At 56.4% G+C, this 24,341-nt stretch carries 24 protein-coding genes; 21 read left to right on the top strand and 3 right to left on the bottom strand.

What is annotated here, in order from left to right; all coding sequences use genetic code 11:
* Positions 1 to 9 precede the first annotated feature (9 nt).
* From RLO149_RS22410 to RLO149_RS22305, 21 genes are all read left to right on the top strand, one after another.
* Positions 10 to 528, top strand: a complete 519-nt coding sequence (locus RLO149_RS22410; RefSeq protein WP_148264525.1) for a potassium channel family protein — start codon at positions 10 to 12, stop codon at positions 526 to 528.
* Between the two features lie 65 nt (positions 529 to 593).
* Positions 594 to 1,529, top strand: coding sequence for a DUF305 domain-containing protein (locus RLO149_RS22405; RefSeq protein ID WP_013959908.1), 936 nt, complete (start codon positions 594 to 596; stop codon positions 1,527 to 1,529).
* Positions 1,530 to 1,545: 16 nt separating this feature from the next.
* Positions 1,546 to 2,313, top strand: a complete 768-nt coding sequence (locus RLO149_RS22400; RefSeq protein ID WP_013959907.1) for a MauE/DoxX family redox-associated membrane protein — start codon at positions 1,546 to 1,548, stop codon at positions 2,311 to 2,313.
* 586 nt (positions 2,314 to 2,899) lie between these two features.
* On the top strand, positions 2,900 to 3,121 hold the full coding sequence (locus RLO149_RS22395) for a hypothetical protein (RefSeq protein WP_044025807.1): 222 nt from the start codon (positions 2,900 to 2,902) through the stop codon (positions 3,119 to 3,121).
* Positions 3,121 to 4,581, top strand: coding sequence for a TolC family protein (locus RLO149_RS22390; protein WP_013959905.1), 1,461 nt, complete (start codon positions 3,121 to 3,123; stop codon positions 4,579 to 4,581). The genes RLO149_RS22395 and RLO149_RS22390 overlap by 1 nt, the downstream gene beginning before the upstream one ends.
* 13 nt (positions 4,582 to 4,594) lie before the next feature.
* The gene (locus RLO149_RS22385) at positions 4,595 to 5,953 is read left to right on the top strand and encodes a multicopper oxidase family protein (RefSeq protein ID WP_013959904.1); all 1,359 of its coding nucleotides are present in this window, start codon (positions 4,595 to 4,597) and stop codon (positions 5,951 to 5,953) included.
* A gap of 44 nt (positions 5,954 to 5,997) precedes the next feature.
* Positions 5,998 to 6,711: a copper-binding protein gene (locus tag RLO149_RS22380; protein WP_013959903.1), complete on the top strand. Its 714-nt coding sequence runs from the start codon at positions 5,998 to 6,000 to the stop codon at positions 6,709 to 6,711.
* Complete coding sequence (locus RLO149_RS22375; RefSeq protein ID WP_013959902.1) at positions 6,708 to 7,352, top strand: cupredoxin domain-containing protein; 645 nt, start codon at positions 6,708 to 6,710, stop codon at positions 7,350 to 7,352. Before RLO149_RS22380 ends, RLO149_RS22375 begins: the two co-directional genes overlap by 4 nt.
* A gap of 17 nt (positions 7,353 to 7,369) precedes the next feature.
* Positions 7,370 to 8,608 carry an ABC transporter transmembrane domain-containing protein gene (locus RLO149_RS22370; protein WP_013959901.1) on the top strand — a complete coding sequence of 413 codons (1,239 nt, stop codon included), beginning with the start codon at positions 7,370 to 7,372 and terminating at the stop codon, positions 8,606 to 8,608.
* A gap of 304 nt (positions 8,609 to 8,912) precedes the next feature.
* On the top strand, positions 8,913 to 9,809 hold the full coding sequence (locus RLO149_RS22365; protein WP_013959900.1) for a DMT family transporter: 897 nt from the start codon (positions 8,913 to 8,915) through the stop codon (positions 9,807 to 9,809).
* Positions 9,810 to 10,035: 226 nt separating this feature from the next.
* Positions 10,036 to 10,662: an RNA polymerase sigma factor gene (locus tag RLO149_RS22360; RefSeq protein WP_013959899.1), complete on the top strand. Its 627-nt coding sequence runs from the start codon at positions 10,036 to 10,038 to the stop codon at positions 10,660 to 10,662.
* A gap of 218 nt (positions 10,663 to 10,880) precedes the next feature.
* The gene (locus tag RLO149_RS22355) at positions 10,881 to 11,084 is read left to right on the top strand and encodes a hypothetical protein (protein ID WP_245538198.1); all 204 of its coding nucleotides are present in this window, start codon (positions 10,881 to 10,883) and stop codon (positions 11,082 to 11,084) included.
* Positions 11,077 to 12,840: a DUF3141 domain-containing protein gene (locus RLO149_RS22350; protein WP_013959897.1), complete on the top strand. Its 1,764-nt coding sequence runs from the start codon at positions 11,077 to 11,079 to the stop codon at positions 12,838 to 12,840. Before RLO149_RS22355 ends, RLO149_RS22350 begins: the two co-directional genes overlap by 8 nt.
* Before the next feature lie 6 nt (positions 12,841 to 12,846).
* Entirely contained in the window at positions 12,847 to 13,026 is a 180-nt protein-coding gene (locus tag RLO149_RS22345) for a hypothetical protein (RefSeq protein WP_013959896.1), read from the top strand.
* A 112-nt stretch (positions 13,027 to 13,138) separates the two neighbouring features.
* Complete coding sequence (locus tag RLO149_RS22340) at positions 13,139 to 13,834, top strand: CBS domain-containing protein (RefSeq protein ID WP_013959895.1); 696 nt, start codon at positions 13,139 to 13,141, stop codon at positions 13,832 to 13,834.
* Positions 13,835 to 14,440: 606 nt separating this feature from the next.
* A complete protein-coding gene (locus tag RLO149_RS22335) occupies positions 14,441 to 14,992 on the top strand; it encodes an EF-hand domain-containing protein (protein WP_245538197.1) in 552 nt (183 codons plus the stop codon).
* A gap of 84 nt (positions 14,993 to 15,076) precedes the next feature.
* Positions 15,077 to 15,442, top strand: a complete 366-nt coding sequence (locus RLO149_RS22330) for a DUF5676 family membrane protein (RefSeq protein ID WP_013959892.1) — start codon at positions 15,077 to 15,079, stop codon at positions 15,440 to 15,442.
* 292 nt (positions 15,443 to 15,734) lie between these two features.
* Positions 15,735 to 18,119: a copper-transporting P-type ATPase gene (locus RLO149_RS22320; RefSeq protein WP_013959891.1), complete on the top strand. Its 2,385-nt coding sequence runs from the start codon at positions 15,735 to 15,737 to the stop codon at positions 18,117 to 18,119.
* 16 nt (positions 18,120 to 18,135) lie between these two features.
* Positions 18,136 to 18,399 (top strand): DUF2933 domain-containing protein, encoded by a 264-nt coding sequence (locus tag RLO149_RS22315; protein ID WP_013959890.1) that lies wholly within the window; start codon positions 18,136 to 18,138, stop codon positions 18,397 to 18,399.
* A complete protein-coding gene (locus tag RLO149_RS22310; protein WP_044025823.1) occupies positions 18,399 to 19,064 on the top strand; it encodes a methyltransferase family protein in 666 nt (221 codons plus the stop codon). Before RLO149_RS22315 ends, RLO149_RS22310 begins: the two co-directional genes overlap by 1 nt.
* 198 nt (positions 19,065 to 19,262) lie before the next feature.
* Positions 19,263 to 20,588, top strand: a complete 1,326-nt coding sequence (locus RLO149_RS22305; protein WP_013959888.1) for an APC family permease — start codon at positions 19,263 to 19,265, stop codon at positions 20,586 to 20,588.
* Positions 20,589 to 20,698: 110 nt separating this feature from the next.
* On the opposite strand, the gene RLO149_RS22300 is transcribed toward RLO149_RS22305, so the two are convergent.
* The 3 genes from RLO149_RS22300 to RLO149_RS22290 are packed head-to-tail and all read right to left on the bottom strand — an operon-like array spanning position 20,699 to position 24,100.
* Complete coding sequence (locus tag RLO149_RS22300; protein ID WP_013959887.1) at positions 20,699 to 22,813, bottom strand: protein-disulfide reductase DsbD family protein; 2,115 nt, start codon at positions 22,811 to 22,813, stop codon at positions 20,699 to 20,701.
* Between the two features lie 16 nt (positions 22,814 to 22,829).
* Positions 22,830 to 23,285 (bottom strand): rhodanese-like domain-containing protein, encoded by a 456-nt coding sequence (locus RLO149_RS22295; protein ID WP_013959886.1) that lies wholly within the window; start codon positions 23,283 to 23,285, stop codon positions 22,830 to 22,832.
* Between the two features lie 59 nt (positions 23,286 to 23,344).
* Positions 23,345 to 24,100: a DsbA family protein gene (locus tag RLO149_RS22290; protein ID WP_158308180.1), complete on the bottom strand. Its 756-nt coding sequence runs from the start codon at positions 24,098 to 24,100 to the stop codon at positions 23,345 to 23,347.
* Positions 24,101 to 24,341 lie beyond the last annotated feature (241 nt).

Below are 24,341 nucleotides of genomic sequence, written 5' to 3'. Positions count from 1 at the left end.
GATCGCGGATTGAGCGCTGTCCCTGATCACTATCCTGTTCTTCTCGCACGCCAGAGACGGCCGCGCAAAGCAACCGAACAGAGATCAACAAATGCTTCAATCAATGCTTCTTGCGGCGCTTCTCATCCTTGCGTGCACAGCAATTCATTGCAGCGCTCTTCGTTTTGCAACGCTCATGTTGATCCGGCAGCGCACCCCAAAAGATGTTTATTCATCTCAGTCTCGCTGATCACCGCAGCGCACATCATAGAGGCGGCCATCTACGCCTCGGCCTTCTGGGTTGCTGTGCACCAGATTGACATTGGCTCTTTGCAATTGGCGCAGGATCCCACAGAGAACTTGTACCCCATGGATTATTTCTATTTCGCGCTTGTGAACCTCACGACGCTTGGCCGGGGTGATCTTCAACCATCAGGTCATTTTCGGTTCCTGACTGGTATTAGCGCGTTTCATGGCTTTCTGCTTATCACTGCGTCGGGTGGCTATTTGCTGCAGGTGATGTCTGGAAAGAACCCTTTCCGAAAATAAATTTGAACCGTTGGGAACCCTCCAGCGCTGGAGCCTAGTTTTGGATGAAAGCGAAAGGAACTCCTATGTCAGATTCAACATATCAAAATCATTCGAGAGTTGAGGGTGAAGAAAGCAATAAGGCGCACTGCAAGTCATCGTATGGCCGCTTTCTCGCAATGGTTGGTACGTCAACCGCCATCATGTTCGGGTTGATGTACCTCAACTCCTACTCACTTGAGCACATCTATTGGAGCGAGACGCGTTTCTACATGACATTTGTCATGGGCGCGACGATGGCAGTCGTGATGCTTCTTTTCATGTGGGGCATGTACAAAAACATGGCAGCCAATGTTGCCATCCTTGCAGGCTCTGCAGTGATGTTTGCTGGCGCGCTCTGGCTCGTGCGCAGCCAGGAGACCGTGCAAGATGAAAGCTGGATGAGTGCCATGATCCCCCACCATTCGATCGCCATCATGACAAGTGAGAGAGCCGAAATCACCGACCCACGTGTCAAAGTCCTCGCTGAAGAAATTGTCGTGGCTCAAGATCGGGAAATCGCGGAGATGCGCTTCTTGCTGGCTGACATCGCGGCCAATGGTGAAGCCGGGTCAGATTGGCCGCTTGGTAAGTCAGAAGGTCCTGCGCCGTTGGAGAGCTTGACGCAAGCGATTTCGACCCCGGTCATCGCAGGCATTCGTCCCGCTCCGCTCTCGGCCGAAGAGATTGACCGTGGTCTGAAAGCCCAACCGGCTTGCACTTTTGTTCGCGCTGTCAATGCTGATCCGATTTTGGCGACAGACGGCAACGGACAAGCCATTGCAAAGGTATCTGGCGCGTTGGTGACGTTCAGTGCGCAGGGCAGTGTGGCGTCAGGCGGTGTGCTGACAGCCGACGGTGGCAAAGTGACATTGACGCCAAGCGACGCCGATGATGGTGAAGGCTCCAGCCTTCTCTTCGAGCTGACGGGTGAAACGCCTCTCGCAGTCGGTTTTATGGGCTATTGGACCTGCCGCAGCTGAAGAAAAGGAATGAGACATGCCAAAAGATAGCAATCAACCCGCTCAAAAGGCCATTCTTTATCGGATGGTTATGGAGGACCATCTGTGTCCCTACGGATTGAAATCAAAGGATCTTCTGGAGCGTGAAGGATACACGGTGGAGGACCACCACCTTACTTCCCGAGAAGAAACCGATGCTTTCAAGGAAGAGTATTCGGTCGAGACCACCCCGCAGACATTTATCGGTGGTGAGCGCATCGGCGGATACGACGCGTTACGTGAGCACTTTGGACAGGAGGTCCGCGGCGATGATGAAACGTCCTACCAGCCCGTCATCGCGATTTTCTCTGTCGCTTTCTTGATGGCTTTGGGTCTTAGTTGGGCGTTTTATGGCTCGGTTTTCACCGTTCGCGCGTTCGAATGGTTCATCGCGATCTCAATGTGTTTCCTCGCCGTGCAGAAACTCCAGGATATCGAAGGATTTTCCACGATGTTCCTGAACTACGATTTACTCGCGCAGCATTGGGTACGGTACGGCTACGTCTATCCATTTGGGGAAGCCATCGCCGGCATTCTCATGGTAGCGGGGGCTCTTCTCTGGATCAGCGCGCCGATTGCACTCGTCATTGGGACCATCGGTGCGGTATCCGTGTTCAAAGCCGTCTACATTGACAAGCGGGAACTTAAATGCGCTTGCGTCGGTGGCGGATCGAACGTTCCCCTTGGCTTTGTGTCGTTGACCGAGAACCTGATGATGATCTTTATGGGTCTCTGGATGCCAGCGCGGGCTCTTGGGTGGACTTAGGGCCGAGATCCAATGCTAGAAATCGGAACAGGCGCCAACGCGAAATGTATCAAATTGTAAGGCGCTGTTCCCATTGACAGTTTCGCAGTCATTCGGCAAGTGTACGGCATGATGCAACGCCTTTGGACACCTCAGTTACGTTTGGCTTTTCTGAAGCTAGTCGTCGTATCTACGCTGGTCGTTGCGACATCCGGACTCGGACATGCTGGTTCACATGCGCCTGATTACGCTCTTTCTAACGTGGTTCATGAACACAGTCTGATCTCTGATAATGAAGCACACCATTGTGAGTTACATGCCGCATCAGGCATCTGTGAGACACAGCCACTGGCCGCGGGCGAACATCAGGCATCTGTTGAGTGCTGCGATGGCGTTTGCATGTCCTTCATGCCACCACAGCCCCGAGAAGCTGCTGTGCGTGTAGAGGCGTCCGAGACTTTTGTACGGGCCGCAGAATTTGAACCCTCAGCAGGTGCGACTGCCGATCTGCGGCCGCCTCGAGAATTGATCTGATTTTTCTTCTTTGAGGTTTGTCATCTGGCCCTCGTGCCGCGACGACATCGTCCACTAAAGTCAGGTAATATCCATGAAATCCTATGTTTTTTCGGGGGCCTTGGCCCTCGTGCTCGGCGCGTGTGCGTATGAGCCAACTCCTCTACCGATTGTTGCAGATCAACAAGCAGCTGTGAACAGTTCCGTCCTTTCACCGGTCCAATATCAGGACCCGTTGGCCGGCTATACCTATCGCGCACCCACCGGTCCACGCGACTGGCGCTCGGTCAACGAAGAACAGACGGAGGGCAACTGATGCGCGTCTCAAAACTTCCCGTAATATTTGGATTTCCTTTGCTACTAGGTGCCTGCGCAACAGCCGTACCCAGTGCCTATACCGAGCCGAAAGCAGGTTTCCTTAACGTTTCCAACCAGACTTCTGCTGCTCTTGGCAAACGGACTGCTTTCGCGCAGACACAAGCCGAGAACGTGGCGTTGACCAAAGAAGTCAGATCCATGATTCACGGAAAAACCATTTCTGCGGAAACCGCGGTTCAGGTCGCGCTTTTGAACAACAAAGGGTTGCAGGCTGCCTATGCAAATGTAGGATTGTCAGCGGCGGAAGCCTGGCAGCAGGCAACACCTGAAAACCCGGTCATCTCCATCGGGCTGATCGGGATCGGCGCACCGGAATTGGGAGTCTACCGGTCCATCGAGGGGCTGATCCGGACCAACATTCTGGACGCGACAACCCGCAAGCAGCGTATCGCGATCGCAGATGCCAACTTTCAGGGTGCTCAGCTGGAAGCGGTCAGCGACACGCTGGCGCTGGCCAATGAAACGCGTATGGCGTGGATCGAAGCTGTCGCCGCTTTTGAGACAGCAGATTACCTCAAGAAGGCAAAGGCCACATCGGATGCGGGGTCCGAGCTTGCTCTGCGTCTGGGCGAGACCGGCGCGTTGAACAAAGCAGGGCAGGCAAGGGAGCAGGCATTCAACGCCGAACTCGCCGGCCAACTGGCGAAGGCGCGTCTGAACGCAACTCTCGCCAAAGAGCGGCTGACCCGGCTGATGGGACTCTGGGGCAGCGATGTTAATTACTATGTTCCGGATGCCTTGCCCGCTTTGCCTGGATCCGTCGGGCGAGTGACAAGCATCGAACAAAAAGCGCTGGCCAACCGCGTCGATCTTCGCGTGGCAAAACTCGGCTTGGAAGCACAGGCGAGAGCTTTCGAACTGACGGACCAAACCCGCATCGTTAGCGATCTAGAGCTTGTCGCCGGTGTCGAATCGGAACGTGAGCGCGAGGATGGCAATACGGAAACCGAAACCCTGCCGCAACTTGAGGTCGAATTCGCGATCCCCATCTACGACACTGGCAAGGCACGCATGCGCAAGGCTGAACTGATGTACCTTCAGGCGGCCAATGTTCTGGCCGAAAGGGCGGTGAATGTCCGGTCCGAGGCCAGAAGCGCGGAAGTCGCTTATCACTCCTCATACAAGATCGCACGGCACTATCGGGACGTTTTGGTTCCGTTGCGCGCGACGGTCGAGGAGGAAGGCCTTCTTTCCTACAACGGCATGATTACCAACACGTTTGAATTGTTGACGGACGTCCGTCAAAAACTGGCAGCTTCATTGGAAGCAGCTAACGCGAAGCGCGACTTCTACATTGCCCAAGCCAACATTACAGCCGCGATCTACGGCGGTGGCGTCGCCGGTGGTGGCGATGGTGAGGGCGCAGCCGTAGCCGCCGGCGGCGGCCCAGGACACTGAAAGGAATGATGATATGTTAAATAGACGTCAACTACTCGGAGCCGGTGCCGCAGGTGCGACCCTGGTATCCTCCAAAGCTTGGGGCCAGACACTGAACATGGGTCTGCCGGAAGCGGCACTTATGGACACCGCTGCCACACAGGTGACGCCGCGCCCCTCTTCGGGCGTGGATTATACCCCGGTTGTCACGCTGAACGGCTGGACGTTGCCTTATCGGATGAACAACGGCGTCAAGGAATTCCATCTTGTTGCCGAACCCGTCGAACGCGAACTTGCAGACGGCATGATCGCGCATTTGTGGGGCTACAATGGCCAGTCCACGGGTCCCACAATCGAGGCGGTCGAGGGCGATCGAGTACGTATCTACGTCACCAACAAGCTACCCGAAGGAACGACAGTTCATTGGCACGGGCTCATCCTGCCCTCGGGCATGGACGGTGTTTCAGGTCTGAGCCATCCTAGTATCCCACCGGGCAAGACATTCATTTACGAGTTCGATTTGGTGAAGTCGGGCACGTTCATGTACCATCCACACGGCGATGAGATGACCCAAATGGCGATGGGCATGATGGGGATGTTCGTGGTCCACCCGAAGGACCCGACGTTCATGCCAGTGGACCGCGATTTCCTGATCATGCTGAACGCATTCGACATTGATCCAGGTACCTATGTCCCTCGCATCATGACGATGACAGACTTTAACCTCTGGACGTGGAACAGCAGGATCTTTCCGGACATCGACCCGCTGGTCGTCAACAAGGGCGACCGCGTGCGGGTTCGGGTTGGCAACCTGACCATGACAAACCACCCAATCCACATGCACGGCTACGACTTCAAAGTCACCTGTACTGATGGTGGTTGGGTTCCGGAGTCTGCTCAGTGGCCCGAGGTCAGCATCGACATCCCCGTGGGCGCGATGCGCGCATATGAGTTCGTCGCAGACCATCTGGGTGACTGGGCGATTCACTGCCACAAGTCGCACCACACCATGAATGCGATGGGACACGACGTGCCCACATTCATCGGGGTCAACAAGAAACCACTGACCCAGAAGATCCGTCAATTCCAGCCGGAATACATGCCCATGGGGATGTCCGGCATGGGGGACATGGCGAAAATGGAAATGCCGCTGCCTGACAACACCATCCCGATGATGACGGGTTGGGGGCCCTACGGCCCCATCGAGATGGGCGGCATGTTTTCGGTCGTAAAGGTGCGGGACGGCATCGACGCGGACGATTACTCCGACCCCGGCTGGTACGAAAATCCTCCGGGCGAGATGGCCTACGAATGGACCGGCGAGTTGCCCGAGTTCGCCTCGAACAACAGCCCCAAGACCATTCTCACACCAAAACCAAACTCGAAGGGCTGACTAGCCTCTTCAAGTTCGACCCACCCAAAACCATAGGAAATCAAATGAAAAAACTACTTCTGAGCACAGCTATCACCATTATGTTCGCATCAGGCGCTTTCGCGGATGTCGGCCATGCAAAAAAAGAAACAACGGATGCATCGGAAATGATTGTCGGCATGCCGGGCCATTCGGAAAAAGTTGATCGCACCATTGATGTCATTCTGCTTGAGAACGATGACGGCGAAATGCTGATCCAGAGCGAAGAGATGAACATCAAACAGGGTGAGACCATACGCTTCAAGATCACGAACGAGGGTGAATTGGAGCACGAATTTGTCCTCGACACGGTTGAGCGCAATGCCGAGCACAAGATTGAAATGGCCAAGATGGACATGGAACACGACGACCCGAACCGCATCCGCCTCGATGCGGGCGCATCTGGTGAGGTCGTCTGGACTTTCGCAAATGCCGGTACGTTCGAGGCCGCGTGCCTGATCCCCGGCCACTACGAGTCTGGCATGCACCGTAAGGTTGCAGTTGGGGACCAGATGGCGCAAGCGGATGTGGACTACACGACCGGCAAGATCAAGAAGATCGACGCTAAGGCTGGCAAGGTGACGATCATCCACGGCCCTCTAGTCAATCTCGACATGCCCGCGATGACAATGGTGTTTCGCGCCGACGAGGCGATGATTGCCAAGATGTCCGAAGGTCAAGACATCGAATTCGTTGCCGACCGCGTAAAAGGCAAGTTGACTGTCACTCAACTCAAATGACCATAAAGGAGGCGATATTCTTTATCGTCTCCTTTCACCTCGCCTCGGATTTGATTGGAGTGAAAATGCTGAACTGTCTCGCGCTTCTGAAGCTTGGCCGTTGGATTAAGAAACCGAAGCAGTTGTTTATGGCAATCGCTATTGGTATTGTAGCCAGCCTGCCGCCAATGATAGCTGGCGCAGATTCCGGGGTTGGCGCTCGACCTCATGAGAATGCATATGAACAACCTGGGCATACCTCAATCGGAAGACCGGCCGCCGGCGCGGATATCACCCGAACAATTGAAGTGAACATAAAGGAAACTGAGAGCGGCTATATGCTGTTTGAACCGGATGTGATCAATATCGAGCACGGATCGGTGGTGCGGTTCGTAGTAGATAACTCAGGTTCAATCGACCATGAGTTCTTTTTGGGTTCCTTTGATGAGATAGCCAAACATCAACAATGGATGCAGAAGCACCCTGATATGGAGCATAGTGAAAAGAACTCAGTTAAAATTCCAAGCGCAAAGACTGCGACGTTGGATTGGGAGTTTTCGAACATAACCAATCTGGAGTTTGTGTGTCTGATCCCGGGTCACCGTGAGGCAGGCATGTTCGGTGTGATCATTGTGCATGATCATTTCCGCTCAAGACCATAAGCTCGAGAATCAAACGCATGTCTCTGTTGGATCGTTATCACGACGTCTTTCACAAAATATCCGCCACATTTGGATATCACTATCACGAGTCAACTCCAGATTGGGTTCACCCATTTTTACACCTGATCTTGGTGCTTGCGCCAGCACTTCTCACTGCTGTTACTGGTTTTCTCACAATTCGATTTATCCTCAAACAGTGGCGTCGCCCAAGAGTTGTAACGCCGCAGCGAGATTGGATTCGCGGGTTGGACCCTCGCCTATTCAACGCTGTCCTGCGGCATTCGCGAAAACAACAGGCTTTGATGATCACGTTGAGCCTTATCGCCATGCCCATCTTATATCTGACACTCGAGTTGCCGAAGCAAATCGTGAACAATGCATTGGACTCTGATCGGTTCCCAGTCCGTTTTTGGGACTATGAATTTGACCAGGTGGCGTTCCTCCTTGTTTTGTGTGGCCTCTACTTGTTTGCCATCATACTTAGCGGACTGAACAAATACATCCTGAACGTCTTCAAGGGCTATGTTGCCGAGAGGTTCCTGCGTCGCTTCAGATTATTGGTTTTCCGTCAGTGGCGCAGTGATCCGGATTCCAAGAACCAGAGTGAGATTGTTCCCATACTCGCACAGGAGGTTGAGCCAATCGGTGGCTTCGCGGCCGACGTGCTTACGCTACCCATCATGCAGGGGGGAACCCTTGCGACCATTCTCTTGTTCATGTTCATGCAAGACCCGGTTTTGGGTGCCGCTGCGCTGACTGTCTTGCCGATACAACTTATCCTGCTTCCAAAACTGCAAAGACGGGTGAATATCCTTTCTAGAAAGCGAATTTCCGAGGTTCGCCAACTGGGCAGGCTTCTGAGCGACCAATTACGAGGAGAGGCAGCCGGGTCCCAGCCTCTTTTACGGACAAGCACCAGCTTTCGTGAGCTTGAGCAAGTAAGACGTCGCATTTTCCATTTGAAATTCTTTATCAAGTCCCTGAACAACTTTTTGACCGCGCTGACGCCATTCCTGTTCTACTCCCTAGGAGGGTACTTCGTTATCGAAGGACGCATCAGCCTTGGTGCGCTAGTTGCTGTGCTGGCGGCACACAAAGATTTTTCAGCGCCTCTGAAAGAACTGTTTCGCTATTATCAGACTCTGGAAGACACCCGGATTAGATATCACGAGATAACCACATTCTTCTCAAAGGTTGAGGCAAACCGAAAGGAAGTGCCAAGGCATGATTTTGCTTTGGAGGTAGTACATGCGTGATTTTCGTTCTGCTTCCGGTGGGTGATTAGGAGAAGTCTGCCGACGTATGTGGGCGATACCTAGGCCGACCAAACATCGAAGGAATAAAAATTATGAGATTGGCGGCCCTATTCTTTGCCTTAGTCGCGTTGGCGGCAGGTGTTTGGTATGTTTGGTAGGCGTTTTGTATGATCAATTGGATTGTCGCCAGGGCTGCGTTTTGAATCTATTGCGTGTGCAATTTTGGTATTGCCCTCGATCGACAGTTACCAACCGGATGATTTCCGGAAATTCCCGCTGCTGTTGACATGAAAAAGGAAGCCCAGTGTCGCTGACGACAACAACCAAGATCGTTATGGCCATGCTTTTGTGGGCCCTGTGCTTCCCGCTGATCACGGCGGGACTGCAGTATTCGCCACATCTGACGTTTGCGACACTGCGTGCGGTTCTGGCCGGTGTCGCCTTGGTGCTTATTGCAATATTTTTGGGTCGGCCGATTCCGCATGGCCGTCGCACATGGCTGACGCTTTGTGTTGTTGGCGTTGGCGCGACAAGTCTGGGTTTCGTGGGAATGTTTCATGCGGCAGAATTCGTATCTCCCGGACTCGCTACAGTTGTCGCCAATGCTCAGCCGCTACTTGCCGCGATGCTCGGTGTCGCATGGCTTGGCGAGCGACTGGCGAAGGTCGGGTGGGGCGGGCTCTTGATCGGTTTCGCCGGGATACTTGTGATCGCACTGCCGCAATTGGAAAACGAAGTGCAGGATGAAACGGCCATCGGCTTTGCGTACATTGTTCTAGCAGCCGTTGGAGTGACGATCAGCAACGTGGCTATCAAATCTATCGCAGGTGAGGTTGACGGTCTGTTTGCAATGGGATTTCAGATGCTGATCGGCAGCGTCCCTCTTGCCGTGGCGGCCCTACTCCTTGAAGATCAATCTGCCATCCAATGGACATCGGTTTTCGTAATGTCGCTGTTGGGTCTGGCCTTGTTTGGCTCTGCATTGGTTTACTGGCTTTGGTTTTCTGTGCTGGAGGTCGTGGAACTAAACCGAGCGATCGTGTTCAGCTTCTTAGTGCCGATTTTCGGCCTCACAATTGGTGCACTGTTCTTTGGCGAGCGTCTTTCCGCTGTCCAACTCTTCGGCATCTTATTGGTCATTGTGGGCATTTCGTTCGTCAATCTTAACGGTAGACTGCAGGATCAGCTTAGCAAAATCTAGAAAGGAAAAAATCAATTCAATGAGTTAAGGCGCTCCGGTTATCGTGGTTGTCGTCGTCGAATGACTTCTCAGCAAAACGGAAGAGTCTTCATGGAATTCGGCGCGATGAAACGAAAGGAGGATGGATAGTTCATGTTAGCGTCTCGAAGCATTGAATGTGAAAAAAGACGATGATCTCGTTGTTGATCGATTAAATCTCTGAAAACTTGGAAAGGACAGGAACGTTATGGTACTGCAAGATACCGGAAAAGCGAAGGTGCCGGACACCTCGCCGGAACGTGCGTTGCTGGATGGACGGACCGCGTTTCTGGGGTTTCTGATCAAACGGCTTGGAAATCGGGCGGATGCAGAGGATGTCCTGCAAGACTTCTGCATTCGCGTGCTGGGACGCAAGGATCAGCTCAGAGACGTCGAACGGATGGATGCCTGGCTCTATGCGATCCTGAGGTCCACTTTGAATGACTTCTACCGCAAGGGCATGCGGCGTGGTCGATTGGATGCGGCAGTGGCGCGCGAACCGGAGGAATGGATCGCCGATGCGCCGACTCAGATGGCGCGGTTGTGCACCTGTCATCGTGGACTAATCTCCGAACTGCGCCCGGCGGATTCGGAACTACTCCGGCGCATCGACTTCGGCGAAGAGGACCGCGAGCACGTGGCGTGCGACCTTGGACTGACCCGCAACGCCCTTGGCGTTCGGCTACACCGGGCGCGCACGGCTCTGCGCGAGGCGCTGACAAATCATTGCGGCGCTTGCTGCCAAGATGACCGTGACGATTGCTATTGTCAGCCTGAGGGTTGCAAGAACGCCGAGCACAAAACAGATTGCGAAGCAGATCAGCAGAGTTCCTGATCGAAACGCGGTCGGTTCTGTAACGTTCTCCGTCTACCGACGTCTTCTTCTGTAACTGCACCTTATAGCAGCACAGCAGGAGGAACCGGAACATGCCACGGGTCAGGACGAATAGGCGCTCGGGAGCAACGGAATCTTCGCGGGATGCCGCCGTTCCGGGGCTCGTGTCGCGGATGATATGCAATTGTGCAGAGCCTCCCGCGCATTCAGACGCTCCGATGGCTCTGGCGTTGTTCCAGCGCGTGGAAGTCTTGAAGCAACCCTTGGAATTGGCGGCCCGCGCACTGGGTCTGAAACCCGGTGATGCGGCCTACCTGCTGGCCGGTCTGCGCGAGGATGTCGCAAAGGACATGGCACTTGCGCTTCTTGCAGGGCGGCCATCTAGAGAAATCAATGATCAGAAGGGAACTGATGATGAATAAGAGCTTGCGACTTGCAACTGTGACGCCCACTCAATCCTCACAACCTGTGCCGGAACAGACCTCGGCTGGCGCGAATGTGCCGTACGCCCAAGACGCCTTCGAACGCTGGCTGCTGTTCCTTGATACCTTACGTGAACGCGCGGATAACATGATCGCGCATGACCGGCTGGGCATGCCGCCGCTTCTGGATTTCGATTACGAGCTTTTGCTGGATGCCCGCACTTTCGTCCGGCCCGCCAATTATGCGCTGCTCTGGATCACGCGAGTCGGAGACGATTGCTGGGAGGATTGCGTGGACGAGGCGAAACCGCCGGTCATCGTCATCGACCCGCGCGCGGGTCATGGGCCGGGCATCGGCGGCTTCAAGCACGACAGCGAGGTCGGCATGGCTATGCACGAGGGCCATCCGGTCTATTTCGTGATCTTCTTTCTAGAGCCGGTGCCAGGACAGACGCTGGCCGACGTACACTATGCCCTGCGTGACTTCGTCACCGAAGTTGCCCGCCGTCACCCGGACAAAGCACCTGTACTCTACGGAAATTGCCAGGCTGGTTGGGCCGCCGCGCTGCTGGCTGCCGATTGCGACGGTCTAACCGGACCCATCGTCCTGAATGGCTCGCCGCTCAGCTACTGGTCGGGCGAGGCGGCCAGCAGCCCGATGCGGATGCTCGGCGCGCTCTCGGGCGGGTCGTGGGCGGCGCACATGATTGCCGATCTGGGCGACGGGCGGTTCGACGGCGCGTGGCTGGCGCAAAACTTCGAAACACTGCAACCCGAAAAGGCGATCTGGGAGAAATACGTCAACCTCTTTTCCCATGCCGATACCGAACGTGAACGGTTCCTCGACTTCGAACGCTGGTGGAATGGCTACTATACGCTGAGCCGCGAGGAAATTCTCGGCATCACGCAGAACCTTTTTATCGGCAATCGGCTGGAGCAGGGCGAAATGCAACTGGACGCGCATTGCACCATCGATCTGAAACGGATCCGCAACCCGATCATCGTCTTTGCCTCGGAGGGCGACAACATCACCCCACCGCAGCAGGCGTTGGGCTGGATTGCCAAGTTGTATCCTGACACCGAAGCGCTCAAGGCCGCAGGACAGCGCATCGTCTACATGACGCACGAGACTGTCGGGCATCTGGGTATCTTCGTCTCCGGGTCTGTCGCGCGGCTTCAGCATCGGACGATCCTGGAAAGCCTGGAGGCGGTCGAGGCGCTGGCGCCCGGGCTTTATGAGATGGTATTCGATATTCCTTCGGGCGGCGCAAAGCGCAAAACCAGCGACTACGACGTGCGTTTTGTGAAGCGCGACGTCGAAGATCTCGGTTTTGGGTCAGACCATGGAGCGCTGGCGCAGGTCGCGCAGATATCACGGATCAACGAGGCGGCTTATTCGACATTCGTCAGCCCTTGGATCAAGGCCGCGACGTCCCCGGCCAGTGCCGAGATGCTGCGCGCCCTGCATCCGATGCGATGGACCACAACGATGTTTTCCGAACGTGTGAACCCATGGATGGCGCTGGTGAAATCCACAGCCGACTCCGTGCGCGAGACGCGCGATCCCCTGCCGAAAGACCATCCTGCCATCCTTGCCGAACGCGCGCTGTTGGCGCGTACCGGCGAAAGCCTGGCGTCATTGCGCAAAGCGCGCGACGCATGGCTCACACATGTCTTCGGCGCGATGTACGGCAGTTTTCCTTTCGCCACCACCACGCAAACGGGCCAGCCGCCCGACACATCAAACAAGGAGTGAACAATCATGGAATGGATTATCGAAAACTGGATTCTGGTCCTCGTGATCGGCGGAATGGCTGTGATGCATCTCTTCGGGCATGGACACGGCGGGCATAAGCACGGCAAGACCGCGAAGCGTCAAACTGCACAGAAGAAGGTGCTAGACGCACCCGCCGATACCCGGGTTCAACCGGAAGATGCCTGACTTCCCCGAATGCTGCGATCCCATGGAACTCTTGGACCTGTCCGGTCGCAAGGGCCTGGTCATCGGCAACTGATCGACGCGTCAACACAGTATTTGAGAAGGAGACAACGACATGCAAGCCAAGGATATCATGACGACGTCCGTGATCTCCGTCCCGCAGGACGGAAAAATCGAGGACGCCGTGCGCCTGATGCTCGACCATCACGTCAGCGCGCTACCCGTCGTAGACGTGGACGGCGCCCTGAAGGGACTGGTCAGCGAAGGAGACCTGATGCGGCGCGTCCGCGACACCGACGGCCCGCGCCGATCCTGGTGGCTCGAACTGCTGAGCGGGTCGGGCAATTCTGCCCAGGAATTCGTCAAGCTCAACAGCCACCATATCGCGGACGTGATGACCCGCGATGTCGTTTCGGTCGAGGAAGACGCACCGGTTGCCGAGATCGCGCGCCTTCTGGAAAAGCACCGGATCAAACGGGTGCCGGTGCTGCGAGAGGGGCCCGTCGTTGGAATTGTCAGTCGTGCGAACCTGCTCCATGCTTTGTCGGCACTCCCGGACGGGGCACTGGGGGAACCATCGGAAGATGATAGGGTGCTGCGCTCGAAGATAGATGAAGCCCTGAAAGAGGTTCCCGGTGCGACAGTCAATTTGATCAACTACACCGTGGACAAGGGCAATGTCGCGATCTGGGGCGTTGCAGACAGCGATTTCGAAGAGAACGCCATTCGGGTCGCCGTGGAAAACGTGTCCGGTGTCCATAGTGTTGACATCCACATGGGCCGACTGGCGGCATGGGCCTACGGCATTTGAGAGCGCATGCCCAAACAGATACCGGCGATTGGAAGTCGGCACAGCATTTGCGTGGGGATGATCGACCATCGCGGGAGCGGAGACAGAGCTCCAAAAAATATCGACGGACACGATTTGTCGGGTCCAATTCGAACTGACCAACGAGTGAGAGGACAAGCAGGACCACTTTCAAGGGGGTCTATGGACCCGTGTGTCGCTATTCCAGAAAACGATTGCCAAGGCATTAATATCCGGTCGTTTTTTATCAACGCGGCTGCCGGATCTCATCCCCAAAATCATGATACTTTTCTTTTTCTGTAACGTTTTTCGACGGTGAGCGTCTACTGAATGAACGCAAAAACCCGAGGAGGTTCAGATGGACAATCGTTCCGATACCCCGGCCCAAGACATTAACACTGGGTCGTCGAAAGAATGCTGCGGAAGCGTGACTCAAACCGAGGCCGTTGCCGAGACAGAATCGCGACCAACGGAAGACAGCAAGCCGGAAAAGGCGGGCAAAGGGGGCTGCTGTTGCAGCAGCAACTGACGCACTGGCGTCTCTGATTCAGACGGTCGCAAGGCCGTTTCTGCTAAACATGATCAACTGAAACAAGAAAGAAATACATAATGCAAACTCTTAAGATACTCGCGACCTCCGCCACGCTGTTGCTGGCTGCTACGGGTGTGGTTTTTGCCCAGGCCGGTCACGGTCATGGTGCTCAGCAGCCTGGTGTGGCCACGGGAACAAGCGATAGCGAGTCTGGTCCCATGACTGGTGATCAGACCGACATGATGCAAAAGATGATGCCCATGATGATGGGCATGCACGCCCGGATGATGGATCATGGCGACAGACCGGGCATGGCTATGATGGATCGGGGCATGATGCAGATGATGATGGGCCCTGGAATGATGGGAGTACCCTCGGTCGAGGAGGCTACCGCGGCGATGCAAGCGCGGTTGAGCGAGTTTGACGCGGATGGCGATGGCAGCCTGTCCCTGAGCGAATTTGAAACCCTGCACAGCGCAATGATCCGCGAGTCCATGGTTGACCGGTTCCAGCATCTGGATGCCGACGGAGATGGCACAGTGAGCCCCTCGGAGATGGTTGCTCCGGCCGGTCGGATGAGCATGCGCGAGAGGATGGGCGCTATGTCGACGGATAATTCCGACAACTAGGATATAATGCCGGGTAAGCCAGCTTGCCCGGCATTTTGCGGGATCTCTTCGTTCTCAATCTGACCGACAAAAAAGGAGCGAACCATGCTGCCAATTATCTATTTCACTGCGATAGCGGCGATCCTTTTTCTGGCCTTGCGCATGACCTGCGGGGCCTGTGTCATGGGCGCAAATACTGGGGCAGGGCGTGCAGGTTTGCCGCTTATTCCGCTGGGCTGGGCACTAAGCCTGTTTTTGGCAGTGACATTCGTTGTCTGCGTCGCGTTCGACATGATTTTCCCCGACTACGCGATGTATGAAACCTGGGCTGGCCTGCTGCCTGGGTTCGTCTGGCTGACCCCGATGAGCTTCATTATCGGTCTGGCCGAAAGCTTTCTTTATGGCTGGTATGCAGCGCTGATCTTCGGCGGGCTCTTCAACGCCATGGCCAATAAGGGGGTAAAGTTATGACGCCAACTCCCCAACCGATCAGTGGCACGCGTGTCGAATGATATCGACACATCACCCGTCGTCGCCGAAATCTGCCTCATGGTGATAAGAGGTGTTGACCTTCCAGCTACTGGACGAAGTACAGCAATATGTATCGAAACATCGGGATTTTGCCGATGAGCAAGGAATCGAACGCGGTGTCTAGCGACCCATGCGGTGCGGACCCTGCGTAGTCGGCCGCCGACCTAGGCTCGACACGCTGTCCTGACACCCACAACGACTTGAGAAACCCGAATACGTTTGAGGCGGACACATGAACCAAAGACCCAATCCTGACCCGACGCAAGAGAGTGTGATCTATACTTGTCCGATGCATCACGAAGTGCGCAAGACCGAACCTGGAGATTGCCCGAAATGCGGCATGCATCTTGTGCCTGAAGGCGAGGTTGCGGCTCCACAACATGATCACGCCGGACACGGTGCCGCGGACGGGCACGGCCACCACGCCCATGGGCATTCCGCCACCACGACTGGTGAAAAGGGAGGCAGATACGACACCGTGCCCGCCGGTTACCAAGGCGCAGTCTACACCTGTCCAATGCATGCCGAAGTCCGCAAGACCGATCCGGGATCCTGTCCAATCTGCGGCATGGGGCTGGAGCTCGAAAGCGCCACGATGGTCGAGGACGGACCGAACCACGAGCTGGTGGATTTTACGCGCCGGTTTTGGGTCGGCGCAGTGCTGACCCTGCCGCTACTGGTTCTGACGATGGGCCCTTATCTAGGTTTTGGGGGCGTCCGCGACATATTCGGCGAACGCACGACCTTGTGGATCGAACTTGTACTGGGCACACCCGTCGTCCTCTGGAGCGGCTGGCCGTTCATGGTGCGCGGCTGGAATTCATTCCGGACGATGAACCTCAATATGTTTTCGCTCATAAGCATGGGCGTGATGGCGGCCTGGCTTTTCAGCATCGTGGCCGTTCTTGCACCTGACATCTTTCCCGATGGCTTCCGCGATCCCGAAGGCCATGTTGGCGTCTATTTTGAAGCTGCGGCGGTGATCGTTACCCTTGTCCTGTTAGGGCAGGTGATGGAATTGCGCGCCCGTGAAGGCACCGGCAAAGCGATCCGCGCGCTGCTGGACATGGCAGCCAAGACTGCGCGCGTGATCCGCGAAGACGGGAGCGAAGAGGAAATTCCGCTGGAAGAGGTGGAAGTCGGTGACCATCTACGTGTTCGTCCCGGTGATAAGGTACCGGTCGATGGCACCGTGGTCGATGGACGCTCTTCGGTGGATGAAAGCATGATTTCGGGGGAGCCGGTTCCGGTCGAGAAAACCGAAGGTGACGTGCTGACGGGGGCTACGATCAACGGCACCGGCAGCCTGGTGATGGAGGCGACGAGAGTAGGAGCCGACACGATGCTGGCGCAGATTGTCGAAATGGTGGCGAATGCCCAGCGGTCGCGCGCGCCGATCCAGAAATACGCCGACAAAGTCGCGGGGTTCTTCGTGCCTGTAGTGATTGTGGTCGCCATCTTGTCGTTCATCGCGTGGGCGATCTGGGGACCAGCGCCCGCCCTTTCTTATGCCCTCATCTCTGCAGTGGCGGTCCTCATCATCGCCTGTCCCTGCGCGCTGGGTCTGGCGACGCCAATGTCGATCATGACGGCCACAGGGCGCGGTGCCCAGGCGGGCGTTCTGATCAAGAACGCCGAGGCGCTGGAGCGGTTCGAGAAGGTAGACACTCTAATCGTAGACAAGACCGGCACTCTCACAGAAGGCAAGCCCCGGCTGATCGCAGTCCTGCCCGAACCGGGGCATGACGAGGCCGAGGTGCTGCGACTGGCCGCTTCGCTGGAACGCGGATCGGAACATCCGCTGGCCGAAGCCATCGTGCGTGGTGCTGAAGACCGCGGCGTGGATATGGCGAACGCCAGCGATTTCGAGGCGGTGACCGGCAAGGGCGTCAAGGGTGTGGTCGACGGCCACGCGGTGGCTCTGGGAAATCTCGCATTGATTTCGGATATGGGTCTAGAGGCCGGTGCGCTGACCGCAAAGGCTAACGCGCGGCGTGACGAAGGCGAAACGGTGATGTTTGTCGTACTGGAAGGCACGATTGCCGGGCTGGTCAGCGTCGCCGACCCGGTGAAGGAAACGACGCCAGCTGCGCTAAAGGCGCTGCATGATCTGGGCTTTCGGATCATCATGGCCACAGGTGACAACGAACTCACCGCAAAGGCCATTGGCGCACGGCTGAGAATCGACGAGATCCGCGCCGATGTTCTGCCTGAGGACAAGGCACGGATCATCCGCGAGTTGCAGGAAGCCGGTCGCAAGGTCGCCATGGCGGGCGACGGCGTCAACGATGCGCCCGCGTTAGCGCAGGCGGATGTCGGCATCGCCATGGGCACCGGTGCGGATGTCGCTATCGAAAGCGCGGGCTTCACGCTGATCAAAGGCAACCTTGACGGGATCGTGCGCGCTCGGCGTCTATCGCGCGCTACGATGCGCAACATCCGACAGAACCTGTTCTTTGCACTGATCTACAATGCTTCGGGCGTGCCGGTTGCTGCGGGCGTACTGTTTCCCTTCCTTGGCATCCTGATCAGCCCGATGTTCGCCGCCTTCGCGATGAGCGCCTCGTCCATCTCTGTGGTTCTGAACGCTTTGCGGCTGCGCGGCGCGAAAATCTGACAAAAGGACGAGTGATATGGAAAACCCTTCGACGCACGACAATCAAGAACCGCAGGACAATCCGCCGACGCCGCCCTCGTTCTGGAAGTCACGGTCTGGCATCTACCTTATCTTCGCGCTTGTCCTTGGCGGACTTCTGCTGGGTTACGAGCATCGGGTGCACATTCTGGGCAGCGGGTTGCTGATCTGGCTGCCGTTGCTGCTCTGTGTTGGCATGCACTTCTTCATGCATGGCGGGCATGGAGGCCACGGCGGATATGGCAAGGGAGATGATCAATGATGACTGATGCAGGCGCATCATATGGCCTTTGGCTTCTGGTCTTCATCAACTCGGCTGTCTTCATCATTTTTGCTTTCAGCTTCTTCAAGCCGCAAACGTCCCGAGACTGGCGGAGCTTCGGTGCATTCAGCGCCTTTATCTTGGCACTGTTCACCGAAATGTACGGGTTCCCGTTGACGATCTTTGTGTTGTCCGGCTGGTTGCAATCCACTTGGCCGGACATCGACTGGCTAGCCCACGATAGCGGACATCTGCCCGAAATGATGTTCGGCTGGAAGTCGAGCCCGCATTTCGGACCGTTCCACCTGTTGAGCTTCGCCCTGATCGGAGGAGGGTTCTGGCTGATCTCGGTGGCATGGCACCAACTGTGGAATGCACAGCGGCAGGGCCGGTTGGCCGTCACCGGGCCCTATGCGAGGATCAGACATCCCCAATACGTGGGATTCATTCTGGTCATGCTCGGATTTCTCGTTCAATGGCCGACCATTCTGACACTGGCGATGTTCCCGGTACTGGTCTGGATGTACGTCCGATTGGCACGCAGCGAGGAGGCCGACACCAGCGCCCGTTTCGGACAGGTCTATGAGCAATACGCGCAATCAGTGCCAGCGTTTATTCCAAGGTTTGCGGGGGCGGGCAATAAACACGACAGCCGCGAAGTCTGAGAATATGTGGAAATGAGGCCCGTACCTAGCATTGCTAGTTGTCCCCATCGTTGACTGCATTTTCGGGCCTTTTGCCAGCGAGAGCTGAAGGCCAGTAGGGTTCGATCGGGTGCGATAATGGAACTGCAGAAATAGGTTCTGGCCAGAACAGCGATGCGCCAAATGAAACGAGAAATCTGAAAGCAGGCAAGAACCAGTATGCAGCATAACCAGAGAAGCAGCGATTATGACGAAGGATCAATAAGCCTCGGCGGTGCCGTAGCCATGGGCACGGGCGTTATGATCGGGGCGGGCATCTTTGCGCTGACCGGGCAGATCGCCCAACTGGCCGGACCACTTTTCCCGCTGGCCTTCATCGCCGGTGCCATCGTCACCAGCTTCAGCGCCTACAGCTATATCAAGATGTCGAACGCCTGGCCCTCGGCGGGTGGGATCGCGATGATCCTCCAGAAATGCTATGGATCAGGCGCAGTCGCGGCGGGAGCAGCGCTTCTGATGGCGCTGAGCATGGTGATTGCAGAAAGCCTCGTGGCAAGGACATTTGCCACCTACGTCCTGCGCCCCTTCGACATCACCGGCGGGCCGCTCGTCCCCATTCTGGCGGTTGCAGTGATCGTTTTCGCGTTTCTTGTCAATATTGCAGGCAACCGCTCCGTCGGGCTGTTTTCGCTGATCATGGCGGCAATCAAGATCGGCGGCATCGCTCTTTTTGGTATTGCCGCTCTGTGGTCGAGCGGATTTCAGTTCGCCGCCGCATCGCAGACGGCCGAGCCATCAGGGATCGTGGGGTTCATTGCCTCTGTCGCACTGGCCATCCTTGCGTTCAAGGGTTTCACGACCATTACCAACAGCGGCGGAGAGATCACCGATCCCCATCGCAACGTGGGCCGCACGATCATGATCTCCATCGCGATTTGCGTGGTTGTCTACCTGCTTGTGGCGTTCGGCGTCGGCGCCAGCCTGACACTCGACGAGATCATTGCCGCACGTGATTATTCTCTGGCAGAAGCGGCGGCCCCCGCGCTTGGGCAGGTCGGGTTCTATCTAACCGTCTTGCTGGCCGCCGTGGCTACTGCATCAGGCGTTCTGGCCAGTGTGTTCGCCGTGTCACGAATGCTCGCAATGCTGACGGACATGAAAATGATCCCGCACAGCCACTTTGGCATGTCAGGCAGGATCCAGCGCCACATGCTTATCTATACGGTGGTGATCGCCTCGACACTGGCTGTGTTCTTCGATCTGGGCCGGATCGCCTCATTGGGCGCGTTTTTCTATCTCATCATGGATATGGTCGTGCATTGGGGCGTCTTCCGCTTCCGCCGGAAGGAGATCGGAGCGGCGGCTTCTGTGTTGCTCTTGGCACTCGCATTCGATGCGCTTGTGCTGGCAGCCTTCACTGCGATGAAACTGCAAAGTGACCCGGCCATCGTGCTTTATGCCGCCGTCGGAATTACCGCGGTCTTTATACTTGAACGACTGTATCTATCGCGCTGGCTCGCACCGCAGGGTGCTCACGAAAACTGATGCTAGAGTTTATTCGGACTTTCGCATGGGATACGACGCAAAGGTATCAGACAACGGGGAAATCATATGTGGAAGTAGTCAACTCGATCAAACACGCGCAAGTTGGCATATCACTCTGACACGAGACTGCGCACAGAAGCGGTGTCGAGCGCGTCGAGCACTGCCTGTGGCGTTAGAATCTCCGGGAGAGCGATGCCGGAAGGCGACCCTGGCCCGAAGACGATATTGAACGGAATGCCGTAGCGGTCATATCGCTCGAGAAACCGCGCTATGTTGTCATCCGGGCGGGTCCAATCCGCCTGCATGGCGATCACGGAACCGCCGCGCAACCGCGCACGCACTGGATCCCTGTCAAGCACGAGAGACTTGTTGGCTTTGCAGGTCAGACACCAATCCGCGGTCACATCGACGAACACCGTCTCGCCTTCAGAGACGCGGCGCGCGATGCCGAGGGGTTCGAAATCCTGCCAATGGGACGTCGCATCAACCCCCGGAGTGGTGCGGTCAGGGGTTGAGGTGAGACCTGCCCCGAAAATCGCCAGAAAAACACAGGCGCTGAGAACCGCACGCCGTACCCATTGGTTTGCCTGTGGGATTGATGCGGCGACGATGAACACAGCTGTGAGTGACGTGATAAAGGCAGCTGCCCGCCCACCCGCCACGCCGACAAGAACGAACAAGAGCCATGCGGCCGTTGCCAGCAACAGACCGCCAAGAAGGATCCTGACCAGAAGCATCCATCGCCCGGGCCGGGGCAGTCGCGTGACCAACTCGGGACGTGCGGCAATGACGAGGTAGGGGAGGGCCAGTCCAAGACCGAGTGCCGTGAATATCACTATCACGTCCAGTGATGTACCAGCGAGCGCAAAGGTGATCGCGGTGCCGAGGAACGGGGCGGAACACGGTGTAGCGAGGATGGCCGCAAGCAATCCGGTGCCAAAGTCTGAGATGTACCCGGCTCTGGCATTGCTGGCACCCAGGCGGTCTTGAAGGGCCGCGGGCAGGGTTATCTCGAATGCCCCAAAGAGATTGGCCGCAAAGACAGTGATGACCATGAACATCAGCGTCACGAAGACCGGGTTTTGGAACTGCATGCCCCAGCCGACGGATACACCGATCCATTGGAGAAACAGCAAAACAGCCGCAAGCGCCCAGACAAAAGCCAGTACCCCCAAAGCTGAAAACAGGAATCCGTTGCGCGTCATCTGCCGGGTTTGACCGGTTGCCTTCAAAACAGATGTGAGCTTGATCGATAGAACGGGTAACACGCAGGGCATGACATTGAGGATCAGACCACCGAGAAAGGCGATGGCGGCCACCGCCACGACCTTCAGCAGACTCGTTCGAGGGTTTGCGCTTGAAAACGGTGGGGCAGGGGGATCTGAGGTAAGCGTGATCGGCGCCGTGATTGCACGTGCGGTGTCTGCGATCGTCACCGAAGGCTCTGCGTGCTCTTCGGTCCAGGCGTTGATCGGTATTTGTGCCCAGAGTTCCGTTCTATCCCGATCCAATCGGATATCTGGTTTGCCAAAGGTCACAAGGGGTCCGAATTCCGGGAACACGTCGACCTCATCGAACGGTGTGTCGCTCGTTGCCACAACGATGAGAGCCGAGTCGCGCGCATCGAGGGCCGTGACCGATATTCTGATGTCGCTGTTCTCGGGTACCGCGGGAACGCGATCGGCATAAGTGGCAATCTGGCGAGCCGAGTTTGTATCGATCCCGACGCCTTGTGGCAGGGCGAGTGAAAGTTCGAAGTCATGGGGCACACAGACAGTCGAACATGTCAGCAAGGACACGCGGGCACGCAGTTCCAGAGGCTGGCCGGCGTCCTCAAGTCTCGCGCGGATCGGCAAGACAACCTGACCTGAATAGCCGAAGTTCTCGATCCCGAAGGCCTCGAACCGTTCCGGCGCGGGCCAGAGGAGCTCGGCGGATTTCAGATTGGTTGAACCCGACCAGTTGATCTCGGGTGCCAAGCCAACCTCGCCGGGCGTACGCCAGTATCCTTTCCAGCCCTCGCCGTACTCCAAGGCCAATCCAAGGGAAACGGAGGCGGCATCCGGCGCAATCCCGTTTTCGGCCGAGATCAGACGTGCCGTGACCGCAGGATTTGAAACAGACTCGGATTCCGCGGCATCGGCGCCAGCGGCGGCAAGGATGATTACGCAACCCAAAACAATCGACAGCAACCCAGCCCAGATTTGAGAAACCGCTCCCTTCATGGACGCGGACCCACGATCAACGGAGAACGTCCGGCAGATTGGCCAAGGCCGCCTCCAGATCCATCACAGGCAAACCGTGTGCGATCCAGCCTGGCCCTTTCAGTGATCCCAACATGCCTTCTGAGACATCGATGAAGCCCGGGTATCCCGCTCGATTTAGAGCGCTCAAGAGACGGCCACTCCGCCCTCCGGTGGCACAGATCAAGGCGATTGGTTTTTCGCCAGACAGATCGCGTGCAGCGAACAACCTCTGCTCAAACCTCGGTTCATGCATACTGATCGGCCAGGCGTCTTTCGCCACGGCTGTGTCCCTCCACTCAACGCGTGAACGAATATCAATCAGAGAAATCTCGCCCTGCGCCAACGCGGCCGAGGCTTCGACGGCTGACCAGACTTTGCGCGTGGCGGCCGTCACAGAATAGGGGACCATGACCAACGCAGAAGCTAGTAGGATGAAGTGCCGTCTATCCATTCCGTCTCCAATTTCGATAGAAGAGTAAGGCGGAGAGAACAGCAGACAGCATAGGTTTGTCAGGCCGACACACAGGCAAGGTCCCAGCCCTCCTCACGCTCAAGGTCAATGATCTTTCGTATCATTCTGTCGCTGACCTGACCTTGGACAACTGTACGACCGATGACGAGGGCAGGCGTGCCAACAAAGGCAAAAACCTGCGCGAGAGCCGCGCTATTTTCCAGCTCGCGCGCGACTTCGGGGCTCTCCATGTCAGCGACCAATTGTTCGCCATCAACGCCCAGATCTTCAGAGAGACGGGCAAGGTATTCCGGTGTGGCTTGAAATGGCGAGGTCATCAAACGTTCCTGGAATGCGACGTAGGCACCTTGACGCTTGGCGGCCAAGGCCGCCTTTGCTGCCAGATTAGAGCTGTCGCCCAGCAGAGGAAGCTCGTGCCATGCTATTGCAACCTGATCTGGCATTTTGCTTGTCATATCGGCGAAGCTCTTGGTTTGTACTCTGCAAAAAGGACAATAATAGTCAGAAAATGATGCCAGAGGGATACGTGCATTGCTCATGTCGAGGTCTCCGTAGAGAGCGCCGCAAATATCTGCTGAGACTCGCTCGATAGCCGCCGCCTTCCGTGCTGCCACATCCACACTGTCCGGACTGTCCAAGCCGACGAACGCGTCAAACGATCCGGATGTCTCACCAGCGATAAATCTCCGGAAGCCTTTCGGACGATCGAGTGCTTCAAGTTCAAGTTTTTCCGGCAGCAAAGAGGGCACGGTTCGAAGCGCCGCATAGCCTGCAATGACCGCACCGATCGTCAAGAGTGTTGATCGTTTCTTGGAATCCATCTGACGCCTGATCTGATTATGCCACCGTTGGAGTCGTACTGGCACAACTTGGAAAAGGTCAACTTTACAAAATGATACAATCTTTCAGCCCCGCTTCAATTGCTGCAACTTCTGAAGAGCGCTACTTCACGCGTATGGTTTGGAATGCGTTCTCTTTCCTGCGATCGGCATGTCTTGCCTTTGTGTGTCTGACGATTACCGTCGTCGGAACGCA

Origin of the sequence: Roseobacter litoralis Och 149 (genome assembly GCF_000154785.2) — a bacterium.
GTDB classification, from domain to species: domain Bacteria; phylum Pseudomonadota; class Alphaproteobacteria; order Rhodobacterales; family Rhodobacteraceae; genus Roseobacter; species Roseobacter litoralis.
The sequence above is the reverse complement of the archived record's forward strand: the minus strand, read 5'-3'. Positions and strand labels throughout refer to the sequence as shown.

Excerpts from the sequence above, each read along its gene's own strand:
- RLO149_RS22310 (WP_044025823.1), top strand. The coding sequence starts at position 18,399 with ATGACTGATGCAGGCGCATCATATGGCCTTTGGCTTCTGGTCTTCATC.
- RLO149_RS22355 (WP_245538198.1), top strand. The coding sequence starts at position 10,881 with ATGGCTCTGGCGTTGTTCCAGCGCGTGGAAGTCTTGAAGCAACCCTTG.
- RLO149_RS22390 (WP_013959905.1), top strand. The coding sequence starts at position 3,121 with ATGCGCGTCTCAAAACTTCCCGTAATATTTGGATTTCCTTTGCTACTA.
- RLO149_RS22405 (WP_013959908.1), top strand. The coding sequence starts at position 594 with ATGTCAGATTCAACATATCAAAATCATTCGAGAGTTGAGGGTGAAGAA.
- RLO149_RS22305 (WP_013959888.1), top strand. The coding sequence starts at position 19,263 with ATGCAGCATAACCAGAGAAGCAGCGATTATGACGAAGGATCAATAAGC.
- RLO149_RS22400 (WP_013959907.1), top strand. The coding sequence starts at position 1,546 with ATGCCAAAAGATAGCAATCAACCCGCTCAAAAGGCCATTCTTTATCGG.
- RLO149_RS22340 (WP_013959895.1), top strand. The coding sequence starts at position 13,139 with ATGCAAGCCAAGGATATCATGACGACGTCCGTGATCTCCGTCCCGCAG.
- RLO149_RS22370 (WP_013959901.1), top strand. The coding sequence starts at position 7,370 with ATGTCTCTGTTGGATCGTTATCACGACGTCTTTCACAAAATATCCGCC.
- RLO149_RS22295 (WP_013959886.1), bottom strand. The coding sequence starts at position 23,285 with ATGGATAGACGGCACTTCATCCTACTAGCTTCTGCGTTGGTCATGGTC.
- RLO149_RS22375 (WP_013959902.1), top strand. The coding sequence starts at position 6,708 with ATGACCATAAAGGAGGCGATATTCTTTATCGTCTCCTTTCACCTCGCC.
- RLO149_RS22345 (WP_013959896.1), top strand. The coding sequence starts at position 12,847 with ATGGAATGGATTATCGAAAACTGGATTCTGGTCCTCGTGATCGGCGGA.
- RLO149_RS22350 (WP_013959897.1), top strand. The coding sequence starts at position 11,077 with ATGAATAAGAGCTTGCGACTTGCAACTGTGACGCCCACTCAATCCTCA.
- RLO149_RS22315 (WP_013959890.1), top strand. The coding sequence starts at position 18,136 with ATGGAAAACCCTTCGACGCACGACAATCAAGAACCGCAGGACAATCCG.
- RLO149_RS22395 (WP_044025807.1), top strand. The coding sequence starts at position 2,900 with ATGAAATCCTATGTTTTTTCGGGGGCCTTGGCCCTCGTGCTCGGCGCG.
- RLO149_RS22360 (WP_013959899.1), top strand. The coding sequence starts at position 10,036 with ATGGTACTGCAAGATACCGGAAAAGCGAAGGTGCCGGACACCTCGCCG.
- RLO149_RS22380 (WP_013959903.1), top strand. The coding sequence starts at position 5,998 with ATGAAAAAACTACTTCTGAGCACAGCTATCACCATTATGTTCGCATCA.
- RLO149_RS22335 (WP_245538197.1), top strand. The coding sequence starts at position 14,441 with ATGCAAACTCTTAAGATACTCGCGACCTCCGCCACGCTGTTGCTGGCT.
- RLO149_RS22385 (WP_013959904.1), top strand. The coding sequence starts at position 4,595 with ATGTTAAATAGACGTCAACTACTCGGAGCCGGTGCCGCAGGTGCGACC.
- RLO149_RS22300 (WP_013959887.1), bottom strand. The coding sequence starts at position 22,813 with ATGAAGGGAGCGGTTTCTCAAATCTGGGCTGGGTTGCTGTCGATTGTT.
- RLO149_RS22320 (WP_013959891.1), top strand. The coding sequence starts at position 15,735 with ATGAACCAAAGACCCAATCCTGACCCGACGCAAGAGAGTGTGATCTAT.
- RLO149_RS22330 (WP_013959892.1), top strand. The coding sequence starts at position 15,077 with ATGCTGCCAATTATCTATTTCACTGCGATAGCGGCGATCCTTTTTCTG.